Source organism: Paenibacillus wynnii (genome assembly GCF_000757885.1).
GTDB classification, from domain to species: Bacteria; Bacillota; Bacilli; order Paenibacillales; family Paenibacillaceae; genus Paenibacillus_AQ; species Paenibacillus_AQ wynnii.
The window spans coordinates 1,116,844-1,134,205 of the sequence record NZ_JQCR01000002.1; the positions used below are offsets into that span (position 1 = coordinate 1,116,844).

Consider the following 17,362-nt stretch of genomic DNA (forward strand, 5'->3'; position numbering starts at 1 on the left):
CAACACAACAGGCATCTTACGCACTAAGGACTGCGCGTAAGATGCCTGTTTGATTTGTTGTTGATTGTTGATTCATAATGCATTTAACCTTTAATCCCTGAGTTCAAATTAATGGACTGCACAAAATATTTCTGTGCAAATAAGAACAGCAGCAAGGTTGGAATAATGGCTAATATCGCGGAACCCATCAATTGTCCAATCATCCGGTAGTTTCCGTAAATATCCTGCAATAAAAGCAGACCGGCTGTTACTGGCATTTTATCTACATCTGTATATACGATGACAGGCCAGAGGAAATCGTTCCACGATCCGGTAAAGGAAAATAGTGCACATACGATTAATACCGGTTTTACGAGCGCTAATATAATAGAGAAATAAATTCTAAAGTCACTGGCGCCGTCTACACGAGCAGATTCATCCAGCTCTTTAGGTATGTTGTTCATGAATTGTCGAACCAAGAAAATATTGCCCATGCCTGCCAAACCAGGAATAATCATTGCCCAAGATGTGTTTACCCATCCTAAAGCATCAATAATTTTATAAGAAGGGATTAAGTTCACAACACCAGGGAAGAAGGAAATTCCCATCAAAGTAAAGAACAAGGTGTCTCTTCCTCTAAAATTCATACGAGAATACCCATAGCCGGTAATCGAAATTACAACTACAACTAAAAGCGTATGGAAGGTGGCTATATAAAGAGAGTTTCTCAACCAGAGCATGATAGGTGCTGTCGATGTATTTTCCAAGATATTAACATAGTTATCAAATATCCAGTTCACTGGTAAAAGCCTAAACCCCGCGGAAACAACCTCTGTTTGAGATCTAAAGGATGTGGTAATGCCGAAGATAACAGGAATTGCGAAAATCACACAAAGGAAAATCAAAAATAGATAAGCTATATATTTCGATATACTTATATTCGAGGACCATTTTCTTGAACCTTTTTCATTGTTGATTCTTGGTTCAGTCACTACTGTGTTCGCCATTTGTTACACCTACCTTTTCCATTTCCATTTAATTATTCGCCCGATACCTAGGTTGCATTTCGGTTCATGACATAATACTGCAGGGCTGAGATTACCAAAATAACCAGTCCCAGTAACACCGCCATCGCGGATGCCATTCCGGCAATAGATTCCCCGTTACCGAAGGCTAATTGACGAATATACATCATTAATACATGTGTACTCTGCTGCGGGCCGCCATCGGTCATCATTAAAGGTTGGCCAAAGACATTGAAAGCACCAGCTGTCGTCATGACAAAGGTAAAGATTAATGGAAAACGAATAGATGGCAGGGTAATACTAAAGAATTTACGAATAGAACCGGCTCCATCCATTTCTGCGGCTTCATACAAGTCTTGTCCCACACCGCTTATGGAAGCTCGATAAATAATCATATTGCCTCCAACACCACCCCATACGGTCAGTACAATAATGATTATCCAAGCATAAGGTTGGTGCGCTGCCCAAGCCGTATCTGATCCAAATACATTTCCAGTGATTCCGAGCTGCTTGTTGAACATCAGGGACCAGATCAGAGCTGCTGCCGAGATGGAAATCAGGCCTGGAATATAAAGAATAGATTGGATCAGTGTTTTCATTTTTACTTTTTTATGCTCCAGAGCAACAGCGACCATTAGAGGAATCACAATCAATAAAGGCACGCTAAGAGCGACGAAGACCAGCGTATTTCTCAGTCCATTATTAAATTGAGTATGAAAAGTCGATTCCGTATCAAAAAGAATGGTTCTATAGTTATCAAGGCCTACCCAAACCGGATCGCTCATTAGATTCCATTTGGTGAATGAAGCATAGATACCGTAAAGCGTTGGTAAAAAAATAAAAACGGCAAATAAAATAAGATGCGGACCTACAAAGAAAACCGGCGCTAAATTCAACTTCTTTTTCATAGGCGTTCATTTCTCCTTTTGTAAAAGTAATGTGCCAGAAATCTGACACATTACTGTATACAATCTTTTCTTTTTCCTGCTTATTTAGCTCCACCGCTGCTCTCAGCGATTTTATCTTCTACGAATTTTTGCATGGTCTGCAGTGTTTCATCAATATCCACATTACCCCGAACGATATCCCCACAGTAGGTATCTACAGCTTCTGCGATGTATGGATAGTATTCATAAGTGTAAATGAACAGCGATTTAATTTCTTCTTCACTAGAAGTAAAGAAGGATTGAATGTAGTTTTTATATTCCGGACTTTCGTTAACTTTTTTACTGGCTACGATTTGTCCTGCTTTCGCCCATTCAATAGAGTTCTGGCGGATGAATTCAAGGAAGCTACCAATAGCGGCTTCTTTCTCATCAGTTCTATCTTTATTCTTCAGCATGGAGAACAAGTGCGAAGAAGATCTGTTCGTAAATTTATCAGCGTTGGTGGAGTAGACATTTGTAATTCCGAAATTCAATCCTTCCACTCCAGCATGGGCTGTAGAGCTCCAAGTACCGTCTGTCGAGAATAGAACATGTTGAGATTGGAACATCAAGTAGCCATCTTCACCAAACGGTGTCATCAATCCTGCATCATTAATTTGTTTTACGCTTTCAAATGCTTTTTTGAATACGGGTGTATTCACAGCAGGCTTGCCGTTTTCTTGAATGTCTCCACCCAAGTTTTGGATTTGAGCCAAAATCACCCAACCCAATAGCGCATCATTAACTACATAGTCACCTTCATCTAGCTTGCCTTTTAAAGAGAGCATTTCATCAACGGTTACTACATTATCATCCAGGAAGGATTCTGCATTATATTTCTTAAGCAAGTCTTTATTGTAATACATAACGTTAGCATGAATATCTAGGGGAACTGTATATTGAGTGCCGCCTATGTTGCCTGTGGACCAGGCTTGCGGCAAGTAATTCTCTTCTTTTATTTCAGGCTGTGCTGCTGTTACATTGGTTATTGGCTCTAACATGTCTTGCTTCACAAATCCCGGAACACGGTCTGCATGGATAATTGATAAGTCAGGTACACCTTTACCCGAGTTCATAACGGTAGAAATCTTTGTATACATATCAGCTGTAATTACATGCTTTACTTTAATGTCCGGGTTCGTTGCATTGTAGTCTTTTACAAGCTGATCCATATACGCACCATCATCACCGGTTAATGGTGTCCAAAACGTAACTGTATTCTTACCTTTGTCTCCACAACCTGCCAATACCCCTGATACCATAAAAACGAGAATTAAAGCTGTAAGACCCCACTTTTTTTTCAAAGCTTTCTCCTCCTGTTAATCATCTAGTAATTATTAACGAAATATGTATTCGAAAACAATCAACTTGGGCTAAGTATACAAGTCAGTGAAAGCGGTGTCAATAACATAAACATAAAGTTAATTATTTATTTTTGAACTTACTTAACAAATTTGTTTACTTAAAAGCGCTTTATCATTAATAATATTTACTTCAATTATCATTCGTGTTACTTTATAGATAGGTAAATATCTTATACTTTGAGAGAAGTGAATAAACCATGCAGCTGGCAATAGATCAATCCTCACTCGTTGTGTACGAGGCACTGGCAAGTGAAGTTCGAATAAAAATCATCCAATTACTCTCCAAAAATAAAATGAACATTAAGGACCTTGCAGAACAGCTTGGATTAAGCAGCCCTATAGTGATTAAGCATATTCAAAAACTGGAGGATGCGGGAATCATTAAAACCGAGAAAATCCCTGGAAAATCGGGGCTCCAAAAAATATCGGTATTAAGAGTAGATCATATTGAAATCAAATTCCCCAAAAAAATCTTCCATTCCTTTGCCTCTTATGAGACATCGGTACCTATCGGCCACTATACGGATTATGATCTAAAGCCAACCTGCGGGCTCGCAACGGAGAAAGAATTCATCGGTAGGGTAGATGAACCAAAATATTTTATGGATTCCAAGAGAGTAGATGCGGAAATTTTATGGTTTACCCAAGGCTTCGTCCAATATAATATTGCCAACTTTCTGAAAAACGAGGAGAAACTGCAGCAATTCGAAATTAGCCTGGAGCTATCTTCTGAATTCCCCTTCTCCAATGATGTGTGGCCTTCCGACATCACTTTTTCTCTGAACGGTTTGGAACTCGGAACGTGGCGAAGTCCAGGGGACTTTGCAGACACTAGAGGGAAGTTCACACCTAAATGGTGGCCAATCAATGTCAACCAATACGGATTACTTAAGACCATTAGAATTACCAGCCATGGAACCTACATTGATGGAGATCCCTTGTCCAACGTTACAATCGAGGATCTGGATTCAGCTTGTGACAGATGGACCTTTCGAATCGAAGTGAAAGAGGATGCGGAACACGTGGGAGGAGCAACGATTTTCGGAAAAAAATTCGGGAATCATGATCAGGACATCATGTTTAAATTATACTATCTATAAATTGTATAGATTTCACAATAGGACGACCCCCATTCAATCGAATTGAATGGTGGGTCGTTTTTCGCTAAAATCCCTGCTAAAAAGAAGGACTATGAGGTCTGCCAAAGGTTGGTTATAATTATCGTACAATACCCTAATCAGAGAAAGAAGTGAGATCACGCATGAGCTTTGAAATCGTTGAGGCCACCATTACGGACATTCAAGCTGCTTTGGATGCCGGAGAAATTACGTCGAAGCAATTAGTGCTTATGTATCTTGAACGCATAGCGGATCATGACAAAAATGGCCTTACGATTAACTCCGTACTGGAGATCAACCCTGATGCGTTATTTATTGCAGAATCTCTGGATGTAGAACGAACGTTACGCGGAGCCCGAGGTCCAATGCACGGCATCCCGGTCTTATTAAAAGACAACATCAATACAGGTGATAAAATGCATACGAGTGCAGGATCCTTGGCCTTGGCGGATTCTTTTGCCTTAGAAGATGCATTTATTGTAACGAAGCTACGGGAAGCCGGGGCTATCATTATGGGAAAAGCAAATATGACCGAGTTCGCCAACTTTATGACCAACGGTATGCCTTCGGGTTACAGCTCCCGCGGCGGTCAGGTGCTGAACCCATACAACATATCCTCCCCCACCGGCGGCTCAAGCGCGGGTTCCGCAGTGGCAGTAGCCTGCAATTTCTGCACGGTGTCTGTGGGAACCGAAACGTCCGGCTCGATTCTGAACCCCGGGAACTTGGGCTCTGTCATCGGTATCAAACCTACTGTGGGACTCTTAAGCCGTTCTGGTATTCTACCCCTCTCCAATACACAAGACACAGCGGGTCCTATGGCTAGAACTGTTACGGATGCTGTGCTGATGCTAAATGCCATGCTCGGGAGAGATGATAGTGACGCTGCGATGGGGTCAAACTACGGCAGGATTCATGAGGATTACACGGATTTTCTCGATAAGGACGGACTGCAAGGGGTACGAATCGGTATTCCGCGCGATTATTATTTCGAGGAATTGACGGAGGAACAGCTAGCTCTCTTCAACGCTTCTGTTGAGCTTATGAGCGAGATGGGCGCAACCATTGTAGATCCTGCCGATATTAGAACAGCACGGGAAATCAGCTATTCCTCAGTCGTCTTGAACGAGTTCAAAACTTCCTTGAATGCGTATCTGTCCCGTTTGGGACCGGGTGCTCCAATAAGAACCTTGAAGCAAATCATAGATTATAACCACGCTCATCCCATAGAAACCTTAAAATACGGTCAGATAACGCTGATTGAGGCTGAATATACTACCTCCGGTACATTTACCGAACCGCATTACATTCGTGACCGAGCTACCGACCTGAAGTTATGCAAGGAAGAAGGCATAGATGCCGTTATGAAAGAGCATCAGTTGGATGCACTGCTTTTCCCGGCAGACTTCGGTGCCAGAATCACTTCCAGAGCAGGATATCCATCCATTGTCGTACCTTCCGGTTATACAGGGGTAGGTGCCCCTTTCGGTGTAACCTTCTCGGCTAAGGCATACCAAGAACCGCAACTCATTAAGATGGCCTATGCGTTTGAACAAGCCTCCAAGGTACGAAAACCGCCATCATTGCGCAGCTTTATTTAAAGTAGATGCACACATACTGAATCCTGATCCGCAGCTTGTAGCTGCGGATTTTTTTCAATCATAACCCCGCTGGTTCTCCTCATCCGCAATATTCTGAATTTCTTCCGAATGAATCAGAAACAACCCATAATCACTGTCCTCATGCAGCTTCAGAGCACGTTCCTTAAAAAACTTAGGACTTCCTTCCGCGGCATCTTCATCATAAAAGAGCAGAATTCCATCACTTTTACGGAACAATAAATCATCTCTGGCCCGAAATTGCCAGGGGCCATCATAAGGAGCATTACTGACCGCCCCGTAGTAATCGGCACCAGCTACTATCCGCCGATACTGGTCCTGCTTATCTTCCTTCCACTTTTCCTCCGGTGAAGCATGAGCTGTAATAATGCCCAACTTCAGGTCCGGATATTGGCGCTTCAGCTCAATGACGACCTCGCAAGCCCACAAATCCACACCGTATTGACCGGGAGTAATAATCCATTCTACGCCTTCTTCAACGAACGGAGCTATTCGGGCGGCCAACACTTTTTTGATATATGGAATTCCCGGGTGCTTGTTGTCAAAAATTCCGAGCTCATGGGCACGGTAGCCTGTGACCAGTAAGGTTTTCATGGGATGCCTCTTTTCTTGTTACTACCTACAAGCCTTAATTTGTCCGGTCATATTCCTCTCTAGCCTTATTGACTGAAGAATAATGATTCAACGCCCAGCCCTTCAACATCCTCATGCAGGGAATCAATGTTTCTCCTAAATCTGTCAATGAGTATTCAACGATGGGTGGGACGGATGGTTTGACCTCTCTTCTTACCAGCCCATCCCGTTCTAATTGTTTTAAGGTTTGGGTTAGCATCTTCTGCGAAATATCTTCTATACGATTCTTCACCTCTCCATACCGGAGGGTTCCATCCTCTAAGGCATAAATGACCGATCCGGCCCACTTGTTAGATATAATTTCAAGCACCTGGCTGTAACCGCAAGCCGATATTGAAATATCCGGTATTTTCATACTTTTTAATCCTCCTCACGTACTTTTGGGTTCGTAGCCTACTTTAAAGTGCCCTCTTACTAAATTTTAGTCCATGAGTTAATGTGTGTCTATAACCCGTGAAGGAGGATTTATATAATGAAAGCATATGTTATTCAAGGTGGCTTTGGCATAGATCACCTCATTGAAGTCAATCGTCCTGTTCCGACTCCAGGACCGGGTGAAGTTCTACTCCGTATGAGAGCCGTAGCTCTTAACTCACGTGATCTAGGAGTCATTGATGGGTTTTATAACCCCAATCTGACCGTTCCTCTTATTCCAGTGTCTGATGGAGTCGGTGAGGTTATTGCTATAGGAGAGGATGTCTCCAGGTTTCAAATAGGAGATAGGGCATGCGGAATCTTTACCCAAAGTTGGACGGGAGGTGAACCGACACAGGCCAATTGGGTGACTACACTAGGAAGTCCGCTTGATGGACTGCTTGCTGAATATGTCGTTCTGCCGGAGGAAGGACTCATTCATGTCCCCGGACATTTGACCGATGAAGAAGCCGCTACGCTGCCCTGTGCCGGGGTAACAGCCTGGCATGCCATCGTGGAAGAAGGAAAGGTGAAAGCGGGGGATACGGTAGTTGTTCAAGGAACGGGTGGCTTTTCCTTATTCGCTCTACAATTCGCCAAGCTCCAAGGAGCTAAGGTAATTGTGATCTCAAGCAGTGATGAGAAGCTAGAACGCGCCAATTTGATGGGTGCTGATTACGGTATTAACTATAAGCGAAATACAGATTGGGATAAAGCCATTCTCAATTACACCCAAGGACGGGGAGCTGATCATATCTTAGACCTAGGTGGCGCGTCTACACTAAATCGCTCGATCTCCGCGTTGAAGGTAGGCGGACAGATTAGCATCGTCGGTATTCTTTCAGGTGCCAGCGTAGAAGACTTTGCTCTTGTTCCCGCCATCATGAAGAAAGCACGTCTTCAAGCGATTAATGTTGGCAGCCGTGCTATGTTTGAGAACATGAACCTCGCGGTCGAGCAGCACAACCTACGTCCTGTAGTAGATAGTATATTCACTTTTGACCGAGCCACAGAGGCTTTGCATCATTTAGCTGAGGGTTCATATTTTGGAAAGATATGCATTGTATTTTAAACAACAACATCCCAAGCCGCTTTGTGCAGCTCGGGATGTTGTTACTTTATACAGCCAGGTCAGCGCACCAAGTAAACAGCCGTCTCATCACTGCGATAAAATCTGGATTTAACAGCCCTTCAGCTAAATGTGCCGGGGTGATACATCCCACTCGACCTCTCCCGAAAAAATGGGCCCATCCAGCCGCTGAAGCACCGTCTGAAGAGGTGGACCGCAGGAACACTTCCGTCTTATCCTCCGCACATTCAACAAAATAATGTTCATCCTTGAAGCTAAAGGATTCATCCGCCAATCCAAGCCTTGTTCCTTCGATCGGCGTATAAGTGACTTCTGAATGGTGGGAAGGATGGGAGAGAAAGTACCCTCGAAGCATCTTCGTACTCACTTTCTTCCGGATAAGAAGCAAGGCCGGAATGCCAGGCAATCCATGATCCGCCTTGATTCACAAAGAATTCGATCTGCTGAGAGACTACGCTTGTCATCCAGCGTGCCTCCGGCTGATTCTGGGGATCGGTGCGATCCTCCGCAAATAAGATCACCACATCCGGCTGCTTCTCCAGCTCAGCAGAAATCTGTTCGACGGATACATAGCTGACCTTCACAATCCCTTCATCTGCATAGGGCATTAGAATTTGATCCAGAGATTGCTTTGCGAGCTCATAATCATGATAATAATCTCCGACAATAGCCACAACATTCTTCATAATAACCCGTCCCCTTATACTGGATTAGAAAGACATCGGCTCCCCTTTATGATTGATCATCCAAGACTCTTGTGCAGGTAGAACTTCTCTCTCAGCAAGTTGAACCAGCCCCAAAGCTGGATCCTTGGGATCGCCAGTAGCTTGTTCCCCGCCCATAGACGTTCGAATCCAGCCGGGATGAACTGAATACACAACAAATCCTTCAGGGGTAAGCGCTTTCCGCAATTGAGCTGAGAAATAGGTCAGGCCGCTTTTTGATAACGCATACGGATAGTCCTTGCCATAAGCCCCGCTGAAACTTCCTGCTTCAGAACTGATATTGATAATACAAGGAGAAGCGCTTAGGCGCAGCAGGGGTAAGAAGTGCTTAACGACTTTCATCGGTCCATACAGGTTGGTTAGCATCGATTGTTCCACATCTGCAAAATCCAGCTCTTCTATTGAACACTCCCGCGCAAGGAGGATGCCTGCGTTATTAATAATAGCGTCAATACTACCATGCTGTTTCTCAACCGCGTCCTTCGCTTTTCTTATGGCCTCCTCATCATTGACATCTAGCTGTATAACTGTGAGCTTGCCTTCGAAAGTATTTTGCAATTCCCTAAGCTGTTCGTTATCTTTGACTGGGCTGCGAATTCCTGCAATAACTTGATGACCACGTTCAACAGCCGCTCGTACCGTTTCCAGACCTAGACCTTGGCTGGCTCCAGTTATAAGTATGATCATTTTCCATGTCCTCCTGAATGTAATGAATTAATTTAATTGTTGATTAGTTATCATTCTCCAGCAGTTCAATGAGCACTTTCAATTCATCAAAGGAATCCATGTAGGCATATCGTCCTCCTGTGTACTCCCCTTTTTGAATTAATGGCATCTTGTTGCGGTTCAGCAGTTCAATCTTTTCTTTCATTCCTTTAATTCCAAAAGCTATATGGTGAACGCCTTCACCCTTCTCATCCAGAAACTCGCGCCAAGTCGAAGGGTTATGGTCGGGTTCAATTAATTCAATCTGTAATTGTCCACCATCTATAAAAGCTAACTTGGAACGTGCGATGGATGATTCCCCGTTAAATTCAGTCTGGGCAACATCCACCGTATCCGTCCAGAACCATTCCGGCTTCTCAATACCAAAGAAATCAGCGTAGCTTTGCGATACTTTCTCGATGTCGTTAACGATAATTCCGATCTGTGTAACGATTTGGGTACCCAATATATTTTTGTCCATTTCGCTTCTCCCTTGTATGCGCATTCACAATGAACGTGCGTTCATTTGTGGCTCTAATTTACACCTATCTTCCAGGGCTGTCCATATATAAAAAAGTAAAATGCGATGGTAATCTTCTTTTCAGAATACTCCATCGCATTTTTATTAGTCGCCAACTGAAGAATACAGATCGATAGCTTTGCTGTTACTTTTCACCCTTTAGAATCAATACGCCACGGCTAGGAACAACGGCTGAACCACTTACCGTCTTGCCAGTTAATAAATCCATACGCTGAGCAGAACCAATTTCGGCGCTAAGATCTGCTTCGGTGTGATTCAACAGGAACAAATAGGAGACCCCGTCTTTTACACGTTGAACGGATTCGATACCCTCAGGTGCTTGGACTAGGGGCTTAATATCATTCTCAGCGCACACGTTGGCTAGGAAGCCCTGCAGGAAACCCGCCTCCGGACTTGTGGCAACATAATAAGCTTTACCTTCACCGAAAGAGTTGACCGTGAGTGCAGGCATACCTTTGTAGAAATCAGAACCGTACTGACCCAGTACTTCTGCACCCTCGGAATGAATCAAATCGCAGAGCAGATCACATGTGTAAGTACCGCTCAGTCCGCCCCACTCCTTGTTCATCACGATTTGATTGCTCATACCCGGCAGCAGCGCGTCAATTTCTTCCGCCCAAATTCCCAACACCTTCCGCAATTCCCCCGGATAACCGCCTACAGTCACTAGATCATTCTCATTGACGATACCGCTGAAATAGGTCGTAATAAAGGTGCCCCCGGCCTGAACAAAAGCTTCTACCTTCTGAGCAAAACCCGGTTTAACCATGTATAACACAGGTGCAATGACAACCTTGTATTTAGAGAGATTCTCTTCAACACCGATCATGTCAGCTTCAATATTCTGTTGATACAATGCGTCATAATATTTATGCACTTCATTAACATAATCCAAGGCTACCGACGGTCCGCTCGAAAGATCAAGCGCCCAACGGTTCTCCCAATCGTAGATAATCCCAATCTCAGCCTCACTACGGGCATCCAGCAATTGATCTCCAAGCTGCTCCAATTCTCTGCCCAGTTCTGCACATTCACGGAACACGCGTGTGTTCTCATGACCCACATGCTCGATAACAGCACCGTGGTACTTCTCGCAGGCACCAATGGAACGGCGGAGCTGGAAGAACAACACCGTATCTGCACCCCGTGCCACAGCCTGATAGCTCCACAAACGCATAACGCCCGGACGCTTCAAGGTGTTGTACGGCTGCCAGTTTTGCTGGCTTGGGGTTTGCTCCATCAGCATGAACGGCTGGCCGTTCTTGAGTCCACGCATCAAATCATGGGTCATTGCGGTATGGCTAACCGGTGTATCCAATGAAGGGTAGTTGTCCCAAGAGATAACATCCATATGCTTGGCCCATTCGAAATAATCCAGCTCCGGATAAAAGCCCATTAGATTAGTTGTAACCGGAATGTCTTTGCTGTGTTCCTTGATGGCTTCATATTCAATCTTGTAGCATTCCAACAGGCTGTACGACATGAATCTACGGTAATCCAGTGAGATCCCTTGGAAGTTGGTACGATTTCCGTTCCATTCTTCACTCAGCTCATTGGGTACAACGATTTCTTCCCAATCGTAAAAGGTGTGACCCCAGAAGCGGGTATTCCATGCTTTATTCAGGGCTTCGAGTGTGCCATAACGTTCCTGTAGCCATACGCGGAAGGCGGCTGCGGATTGTTCGGAATAGTCATATCCACCATATTCGTTAGAGATATGCCAAGCTACCAACGCCGGATGATCCTTATAGCGCTCAGCCAGTTTACCAGCCAGCAGTGCCGCATATTTGCGGTAAACCGGGCTGTTCGGATTAGAGTTGTGGCGTCCGCCAAATTTACGTTTTCTGCCTTGTACATCTACCCGTGTGACTTCAGGATAGCGATGCGCCATCCAAGCCGGATGTGCACCTGTTGCTGTAGCCAGACACACATAGGTACCGTTCTTATATAATCTATCCATCATTGCATCAAGTCCTGAGAAATCATAAGTGTCCTCAGCAGGCTGAATCAATGCCCAGGAAAATACATTGATTGTGGCAACATCAATCCCTGCCAGCTTGAACATACGCTCATCTTCTACCCAGTCCGAAGCTTCCCACTGTTCAGGATTGTAATCTCCACCATACCAAATCTTCGGCAATTTATCGTTGATCAAGGTCTACACATCCTTTATAGTATAAATATATATCTATTGTAAACCTGACACTACCGCCTTTAAATATAATATTCTATCTTCACACTATAATAATATGGAACTTAATTGGAGATGATCACGTGCCGGATACAGTTCATCGAAGAATCGTATTCACTCAAGAGGGCGGACAGCATTTGCCTATTACGCTGGACAGTGTGGGTCACAACCCCGAACAGGAAAAAGTAACCCGCCCCGACGGTTATCCTGTGTACCACTGGATACAGACCGTACGCGGTGAGGGCAACATATATTTTGAAAATAAGACGCTTAATCTAAGGGTAGGAAGCGGTGTGCTTCTGCTCCCCCATACCCCTCACCGTTATGAAGGCGTAACCGCTGATTGGCAGACCTATTATTTAACCTTTGGAGGCAGCTCTACTCGCCAGATTGTGGAGGCACTCGGCATCAAGTCCTCCTCTCTATATCGTTGGGAGAATGAAGCCCCCCTGTCGGACATGCTGAACGGTATGCTGGCTTGGCAGGAAGAGCATCAGGATATGTTCGGCCTTCAGGCCTCCACGGATGCATATCATTTTTTAATTACCCTCAGTAAATACGGCCAGCTTCATAACAATGCGGCGATTTCCCGCAATATCGACAAGCTTCAGCCCCTGCTGAAATGGATGGACCTTAATTTCGGGGACCCCGATATCGGCTTATATGATCTCTCCACTCAACTTGGAGTATCCGGGCGCTATCTTAACAGCTTGTTCATGCAGACCTTCGGATTATCTCCATACGCCTATTTTGTACGTTTGCGTATGCGGAAAGCGAAGGAACTGCTGGTGAGCCAACCGACAACTACGGTAAAAACAATCTCCCAGAGGGTTGGATTTCGCGATGTCAGCCACTTCGTGGCTACGTTTCGTAAGCAGTCAGGGACTACTCCGGAGCAATTTAGAAGACTGCACTAAATTTGCGGGGACTCGATTGGGGTGAACTGCACGGTGGGGATGATGATTCGGAATTGGTGCGCCACTACGAGAAAGTTTTGGACTTCCGATCGCTGTTATGGATGGATTCCTTCAATTTATACCGACTACGCGGTTGGAATCAATCCATAAAGGCGAACGCTAACGCTTCTACAGTTCCAAAATTTCTCTTCGTTCCGCAATATCCGGGTCATATACCACCCAATATAGCAGTTCAAAACCATAAAACCCCACACTTTTAGAACACAGTGTGGGGTGGAGAGGGCAAGTGTGCCCTCGATTGGCCTCAATCGGCCGCCGAGCACAACTTAAATGTGCTTGTACCTACATTAGCATCGCTTCGCTCGCAGAGGCACTTTCAGCGGAGTCATTAGCATCGCTTCGCTCGCAGAGGCATCTTCAGCGGAGGCATTAGCATCGCTTCGCTCGCAGAGGCACTTTCAGCGGAGTCATTAGCATCGCTTCGCTCGCAGAGGCATCTTCAGCGGAGGCATTAGCATTGCTTCGCTCGCAGAGGCCAATTCAAGTGTACTTATACACTTCATTCGGCCCCAGCAGCTCGTCTCTACCAATTCAAGTGTATTTATACACTTCATTCCGCCCCAGCAGCTCGTTTCCACCAATTCAAGTGTACTTATACACTTCATTCGGCCCCAGCAGCTCGTTTCCACCAATTCAAATGTACTTTTACACTTCATTCCGCCCCAGCAGCTCAAAACCACCAATTCAAGTGTACTTATACACTTCATTCCGCCCCAGCAGCTCGTTTCCACCAATTCAAATGTACTTATACCTCTCAATAGCATCACTTCGCTCGCAGAAGCAATATTACATCTCTAGAATTTCTACTCCATAAGGCTCGAGCGCCAGTTGACCGGAACGCAAGGTGCCAGAAAGCAGACTGTTGTAATCACGCGCTAACTGGACAGTTTGCGGCTTGCGGTCCAAGTTTAGCAGGAACAGGAATGTTCCGCTTTCCCCTGTGCGAACAGAAGCCTGGACTCCATCGGGTAGTCCTGCAAAATGCATCAGTTTATGCTTCTCGGCCATATTCGTTAGTAGAACAGACCAATAGCTTTCTTCCACATGGGTTCCGAGGTAATAGACCTCTCCTTGTCCAAAGACGTTCACCGTAACGGCTGGAATTCCAGCATAGAAATCGTCCCCATACCAAGCAATAGGTTCCGCAGTGGTAGGTGTCAACAGATCAGACCATTGACTGCATGTATAGGTTTGTCCTTCTGCATCCACTACCGTATGCATTTCGCTGCCGATAGGGTCGTACTCATCCACTCGGACACCTGCCGCATGGCTGAGTAATCCCGGCAGCGGTTGCATTACGCCGATGTTGTTCATGTTTTTGACGCCGCTGCGGTTCGTTATGATCAAAGTCCCACCAGCAGCTGCAAAATCCTCCAGCCGACAGGCAGTCTCCTCATCTAATAAGTACAGGCTTGGGGCAATGATTACCTTATAGCCATCCAACGGTTGTTTCCATTCAATAACATCACAGCCCATTCCAAGCTTGGTGATCGCTCGGTGGTATTGCTTAATATTCTCATAATAATCCATCCCCTCAGCCTGAGGCTGAATATGCAGCGCTGCCAGCTGTTCATAGGAATGCAATATAGCTACCTCATTGTTCAGAGTAGTTCCTTCCAATCTGCCGCCCAACGCATTCACTTCGCTGCATAGCTGGCTGAACTCTGCAAACCTACGGCCTGGGACGTTGCTATGATCGATCAGTCCATGCCAATATTGTTCCGCTCCGGCGACTGCACTTCTCCATCGAAAATGAACGACCGTATCTGCTCCTCTGGCGATTGTCTGCCAGGCGTAAGCCCGGATAAAACCTGGGTAAGGTGCGCGCCACATAGGCATCCAACAGCCCGGAGAACCGCTGAGCTGCTCCATAATCCAGAAATTTCGGCGCTTAATACCCCGGGTCAAGTCCAAGGAAAGTGCTCCACTGTAAGGAGTGGTCTCCTGTTTCAGCGGAGAGGTGTTCGGATAATAGTCAAAAGCAGCTACATCCAGCTCCGCGCTTACAGCGTACAAATCCAAGCGTTGCGGGTAACTATGAAAGTTATGGGTGATGAAATGCCGTGGGCATGTCGAGCGTAAAATATCAATCTGCGACTTCTGAAACACGACTACTGCATCCCACTGGAAACGTTGAAAATCCAGCAAAAAGGACGGATTTTGATGCGGTGAGCCCCCAAGTGGAACTGTGAGTTCATTCCAAGCACTGTATTCTCCGCTCCAAACCACGGTACCCCATTCCCTGTTTACTACCTCCAAAGACTCATACTTTTCTTTAACCCAGTTACGGAACGCATCATTGCAATTCTCACAGTGACAATCGATCATGCTGAATTCATTGTCGGTCTGCCAGCCGATAACAGCCGGATGTGCGCTATAATGCTGCCCTAGCTTACGGGTGATTCGGCTTCCATATTCACGTAGCGATGGGCTGTTATAACAACGGTGTCCGCGGACCCCCGGGTGAAAAATTCGCCCGTCCGCAAATACCGGAAGCACATCCGAATAGTTCGTCGTCAGCCAGCGCGGTGGAGTGGCGGTGGGCGTTCCAATGACAACTTGTATACCGTATTGGTGAAAAAGATCAATAACCCTATCCAGCCAAGCCAATTGAAAATCTCCATCTGTCGGCTCCAGCCTACTCCATGCAAACTCAGCGACCCGAACTACTTTGACTCCCGTCTGCTTCATCAGCCTGATATCGGTCTCCCACAGAGACTCATCCCAGTGCTCTGGGTAATAATCAACGCCGATTTGAACCTGGTTATACATAGCTATGTTCACGTCCCCTCTGTATCAATACCACTCTAGAAATTCCTTTGCAATTCTCTGGCCAGCCGCCCCATTAGGATGCGGATCGTCGGTGCCGCTCATATACTCCGATCTGATGCGATGTTCATAAGGAGCGGGCATGGACAGCACGCGGGCGATATCAAACACACGATTTACGCCTACCGGAGGACTTGTGAGAATGCTTGTATTTACTTCCCGCCACGCCTGTTCTTTATCCCCCTCGAAATTGAACGGAGGTACTGTTGTAAGCAGAATGCTCACTTCAGGATTAGCGCTTCTTAACTCAGAAATAATCACCATCAAGTCACGAAGCAACTCCTCAGCCGAACGCTGACCAATGTCCAAATCATTCACACCCAGAACAATCATTACCTCATCACCCTGCTTGGCTTTATGAAGCCAGGGTCCTCCGGCAGCTACGTCATAGGCTCTTCCCCAGCCGGAGCCGATATTCCAGACTCCATAATCCGAACCCAATCCATCTGCGATCAAGGCTGACCAGTACTCATAGGCATCCTTAAATGTTCTTACGCCTTGTGTAATCGAATCTCCCAGAAACACCAGCTTTTTCTGCACATTTTTCTTATAACCTATAAAGCTCGGTAAGACCAATAGATTCTCCGACGGTTTAAAAAACTCAGCCGATTCCTGAGCGGCAAGGCTGCCGGGTGCATCATAAGCGGTTACTAGCATTCCCTCTACGTTGTATGGGAAGGATTTGCCAGGAGCTAGAGTTCTAAGTGTCCACGTGAACGCTAAATAGTGCCCGTCGGGCAGTTCCAAATGAACCTCGTCGCTCCAGAAGCTTTTCCCGGCTGCAACCGTTCGTGAGACATGACCTCCAAAGGTAACCGCAGCTTGTGTATCTTCGATGATACTGCCGTCAAGCTCCGTTCCTCCATCTGCTATATATGCCTCTACAATTTCCCAGATACCACCCGGTTCGCCTCCGACGGCCTCCTGCCCCATATCCCATGTGGAATCCACAGCGTTGCTATGCCAAAGCTTCAGGTCAAGCTTTCCATGCGCCCTAACCTTTATGTAAGTTCGGAAGGTATGCGTGATTGGCTCCTTCTTATTCATAATAAAATTGGCGGCGGTCGAAACGACCGTTGCGGAAGTATAACCGGATTGGCCTACACTTTCGAGCCCCGCTTCCTTGTGTTGGTTGTTGTTCATTGGCCTCTGTCCTCCTTGCTTTTTTAAAAAAACCTCTCTATGAAATGAAAGACTGCTAAGTCCCATTTCATAAGAGAGGTTCG

The 17,362-nt window shown here is 45.6% G+C and carries 16 protein-coding genes; 4 read left to right on the forward strand and 12 right to left on the reverse strand.

Features of this window, described 5'->3' with window-relative positions:
* Nucleotides 1–83 precede the first annotated feature (83 nt).
* From PWYN_RS07585 to PWYN_RS07595, 3 genes are all read right to left on the reverse strand, one after another.
* Nucleotides 84–986 carry a carbohydrate ABC transporter permease gene (locus PWYN_RS07585; protein WP_036650077.1) on the reverse strand — a complete coding sequence of 301 codons (903 nt, stop codon included), beginning with the start codon at nt 984–986 and terminating at the stop codon, nt 84–86.
* A gap of 47 nt (nt 987–1,033) precedes the next feature.
* Nucleotides 1,034–1,912 (reverse strand): carbohydrate ABC transporter permease, encoded by an 879-nt coding sequence (locus PWYN_RS07590; RefSeq protein WP_036650079.1) that lies wholly within the window; start codon nt 1,910–1,912, stop codon nt 1,034–1,036.
* Between the two features lie 80 nt (nt 1,913–1,992).
* Nucleotides 1,993–3,234, reverse strand: a complete 1,242-nt coding sequence (locus PWYN_RS07595; RefSeq protein ID WP_036650082.1) for an extracellular solute-binding protein — start codon at nt 3,232–3,234, stop codon at nt 1,993–1,995.
* A 257-nt stretch (nt 3,235–3,491) separates the two neighbouring features.
* On the opposite strand from PWYN_RS07595, the gene PWYN_RS07600 reads away from it, so the two are divergent.
* Nucleotides 3,492–4,394, forward strand: a complete 903-nt coding sequence (locus PWYN_RS07600) for an ArsR/SmtB family transcription factor (protein ID WP_036650084.1) — start codon at nt 3,492–3,494, stop codon at nt 4,392–4,394.
* 161 nt (nt 4,395–4,555) lie between these two features.
* On the forward strand, nt 4,556–6,013 hold the full coding sequence (locus tag PWYN_RS07605) for an amidase family protein (protein ID WP_036650086.1): 1,458 nt from the start codon (nt 4,556–4,558) through the stop codon (nt 6,011–6,013).
* Nucleotides 6,014–6,067: 54 nt separating this feature from the next.
* On the opposite strand, the gene PWYN_RS07610 is transcribed toward PWYN_RS07605, so the two are convergent.
* A complete protein-coding gene (locus PWYN_RS07610) occupies nt 6,068–6,625 on the reverse strand; it encodes an SLOG family protein (protein ID WP_036650088.1) in 558 nt (185 codons plus the stop codon).
* A 34-nt stretch (nt 6,626–6,659) separates the two neighbouring features.
* Nucleotides 6,660–7,019: a winged helix-turn-helix transcriptional regulator gene (locus PWYN_RS07615; protein ID WP_036650091.1), complete on the reverse strand. Its 360-nt coding sequence runs from the start codon at nt 7,017–7,019 to the stop codon at nt 6,660–6,662.
* 117 nt (nt 7,020–7,136) lie between these two features.
* On the opposite strand from PWYN_RS07615, the gene PWYN_RS07620 reads away from it, so the two are divergent.
* Nucleotides 7,137–8,150: a zinc-dependent alcohol dehydrogenase family protein gene (locus PWYN_RS07620; RefSeq protein ID WP_036650094.1), complete on the forward strand. Its 1,014-nt coding sequence runs from the start codon at nt 7,137–7,139 to the stop codon at nt 8,148–8,150.
* Nucleotides 8,151–8,196: 46 nt separating this feature from the next.
* Here the strand turns inward: PWYN_RS07620 and PWYN_RS27920 are convergent, their stop codons facing one another.
* The 5 genes from PWYN_RS27920 to PWYN_RS07640 form a co-directional block, all read right to left on the reverse strand.
* Nucleotides 8,197–8,442 carry a type 1 glutamine amidotransferase family protein gene (locus PWYN_RS27920; protein ID WP_052087821.1) on the reverse strand — a complete coding sequence of 82 codons (246 nt, stop codon included), beginning with the start codon at nt 8,440–8,442 and terminating at the stop codon, nt 8,197–8,199.
* A complete protein-coding gene (locus tag PWYN_RS27925) occupies nt 8,432–8,854 on the reverse strand; it encodes a hypothetical protein (RefSeq protein ID WP_052087822.1) in 423 nt (140 codons plus the stop codon). Before PWYN_RS27925 ends, PWYN_RS27920 begins: the two co-directional genes overlap by 11 nt.
* Nucleotides 8,855–8,878: 24 nt before the next feature.
* Nucleotides 8,879–9,580, reverse strand: coding sequence for an SDR family NAD(P)-dependent oxidoreductase (locus tag PWYN_RS07630; RefSeq protein ID WP_036650096.1), 702 nt, complete (start codon nt 9,578–9,580; stop codon nt 8,879–8,881).
* Nucleotides 9,581–9,623: 43 nt separating this feature from the next.
* Entirely contained in the window at nt 9,624–10,079 is a 456-nt protein-coding gene (locus PWYN_RS07635; protein WP_036650099.1) for a VOC family protein, read from the reverse strand.
* Nucleotides 10,080–10,263: 184 nt separating this feature from the next.
* On the reverse strand, nt 10,264–12,294 hold the full coding sequence (locus PWYN_RS07640) for a beta-galactosidase (RefSeq protein WP_036650101.1): 2,031 nt from the start codon (nt 12,292–12,294) through the stop codon (nt 10,264–10,266).
* Between the two features lie 119 nt (nt 12,295–12,413).
* On the opposite strand from PWYN_RS07640, the gene PWYN_RS07645 reads away from it, so the two are divergent.
* The gene (locus tag PWYN_RS07645) at nt 12,414–13,247 is read left to right on the forward strand and encodes an AraC family transcriptional regulator (RefSeq protein WP_052087823.1); all 834 of its coding nucleotides are present in this window, start codon (nt 12,414–12,416) and stop codon (nt 13,245–13,247) included.
* An 846-nt stretch (nt 13,248–14,093) separates the two neighbouring features.
* Here the strand turns inward: PWYN_RS07645 and PWYN_RS07655 are convergent.
* Both PWYN_RS07655 and PWYN_RS07660 read right to left on the reverse strand, forming a co-directional pair.
* Nucleotides 14,094–16,079, reverse strand: a complete 1,986-nt coding sequence (locus PWYN_RS07655; RefSeq protein ID WP_036650105.1) for a beta-galactosidase — start codon at nt 16,077–16,079, stop codon at nt 14,094–14,096.
* A gap of 24 nt (nt 16,080–16,103) precedes the next feature.
* Nucleotides 16,104–17,279, reverse strand: a complete 1,176-nt coding sequence (locus PWYN_RS07660) for an SGNH/GDSL hydrolase family protein (protein WP_036650108.1) — start codon at nt 17,277–17,279, stop codon at nt 16,104–16,106.
* Nucleotides 17,280–17,362 lie beyond the last annotated feature (83 nt).

Excerpts from the sequence above, each read along its gene's own strand:
- PWYN_RS07585 (WP_036650077.1), bottom strand. The coding sequence starts at position 986 with ATGGCGAACACAGTAGTGACTGAACCAAGAATCAACAATGAAAAAGGT.
- PWYN_RS07590 (WP_036650079.1), bottom strand. The coding sequence starts at position 1,912 with ATGAAAAAGAAGTTGAATTTAGCGCCGGTTTTCTTTGTAGGTCCGCAT.
- PWYN_RS07600 (WP_036650084.1), top strand. The coding sequence starts at position 3,492 with ATGCAGCTGGCAATAGATCAATCCTCACTCGTTGTGTACGAGGCACTG.
- PWYN_RS07605 (WP_036650086.1), top strand. The coding sequence starts at position 4,556 with ATGAGCTTTGAAATCGTTGAGGCCACCATTACGGACATTCAAGCTGCT.
- PWYN_RS07610 (WP_036650088.1), bottom strand. The coding sequence starts at position 6,625 with ATGAAAACCTTACTGGTCACAGGCTACCGTGCCCATGAGCTCGGAATT.
- PWYN_RS07615 (WP_036650091.1), bottom strand. The coding sequence starts at position 7,019 with ATGAAAATACCGGATATTTCAATATCGGCTTGCGGTTACAGCCAGGTG.
- PWYN_RS07620 (WP_036650094.1), top strand. The coding sequence starts at position 7,137 with ATGAAAGCATATGTTATTCAAGGTGGCTTTGGCATAGATCACCTCATT.
- PWYN_RS27925 (WP_052087822.1), bottom strand. The coding sequence starts at position 8,854 with ATGAAGAATGTTGTGGCTATTGTCGGAGATTATTATCATGATTATGAG.
- PWYN_RS07630 (WP_036650096.1), bottom strand. The coding sequence starts at position 9,580 with ATGATCATACTTATAACTGGAGCCAGCCAAGGTCTAGGTCTGGAAACG.
- PWYN_RS07635 (WP_036650099.1), bottom strand. The coding sequence starts at position 10,079 with ATGGACAAAAATATATTGGGTACCCAAATCGTTACACAGATCGGAATT.
- PWYN_RS07655 (WP_036650105.1), bottom strand. The coding sequence starts at position 16,079 with ATGTATAACCAGGTTCAAATCGGCGTTGATTATTACCCAGAGCACTGG.
- PWYN_RS07660 (WP_036650108.1), bottom strand. The coding sequence starts at position 17,279 with ATGAACAACAACCAACACAAGGAAGCGGGGCTCGAAAGTGTAGGCCAA.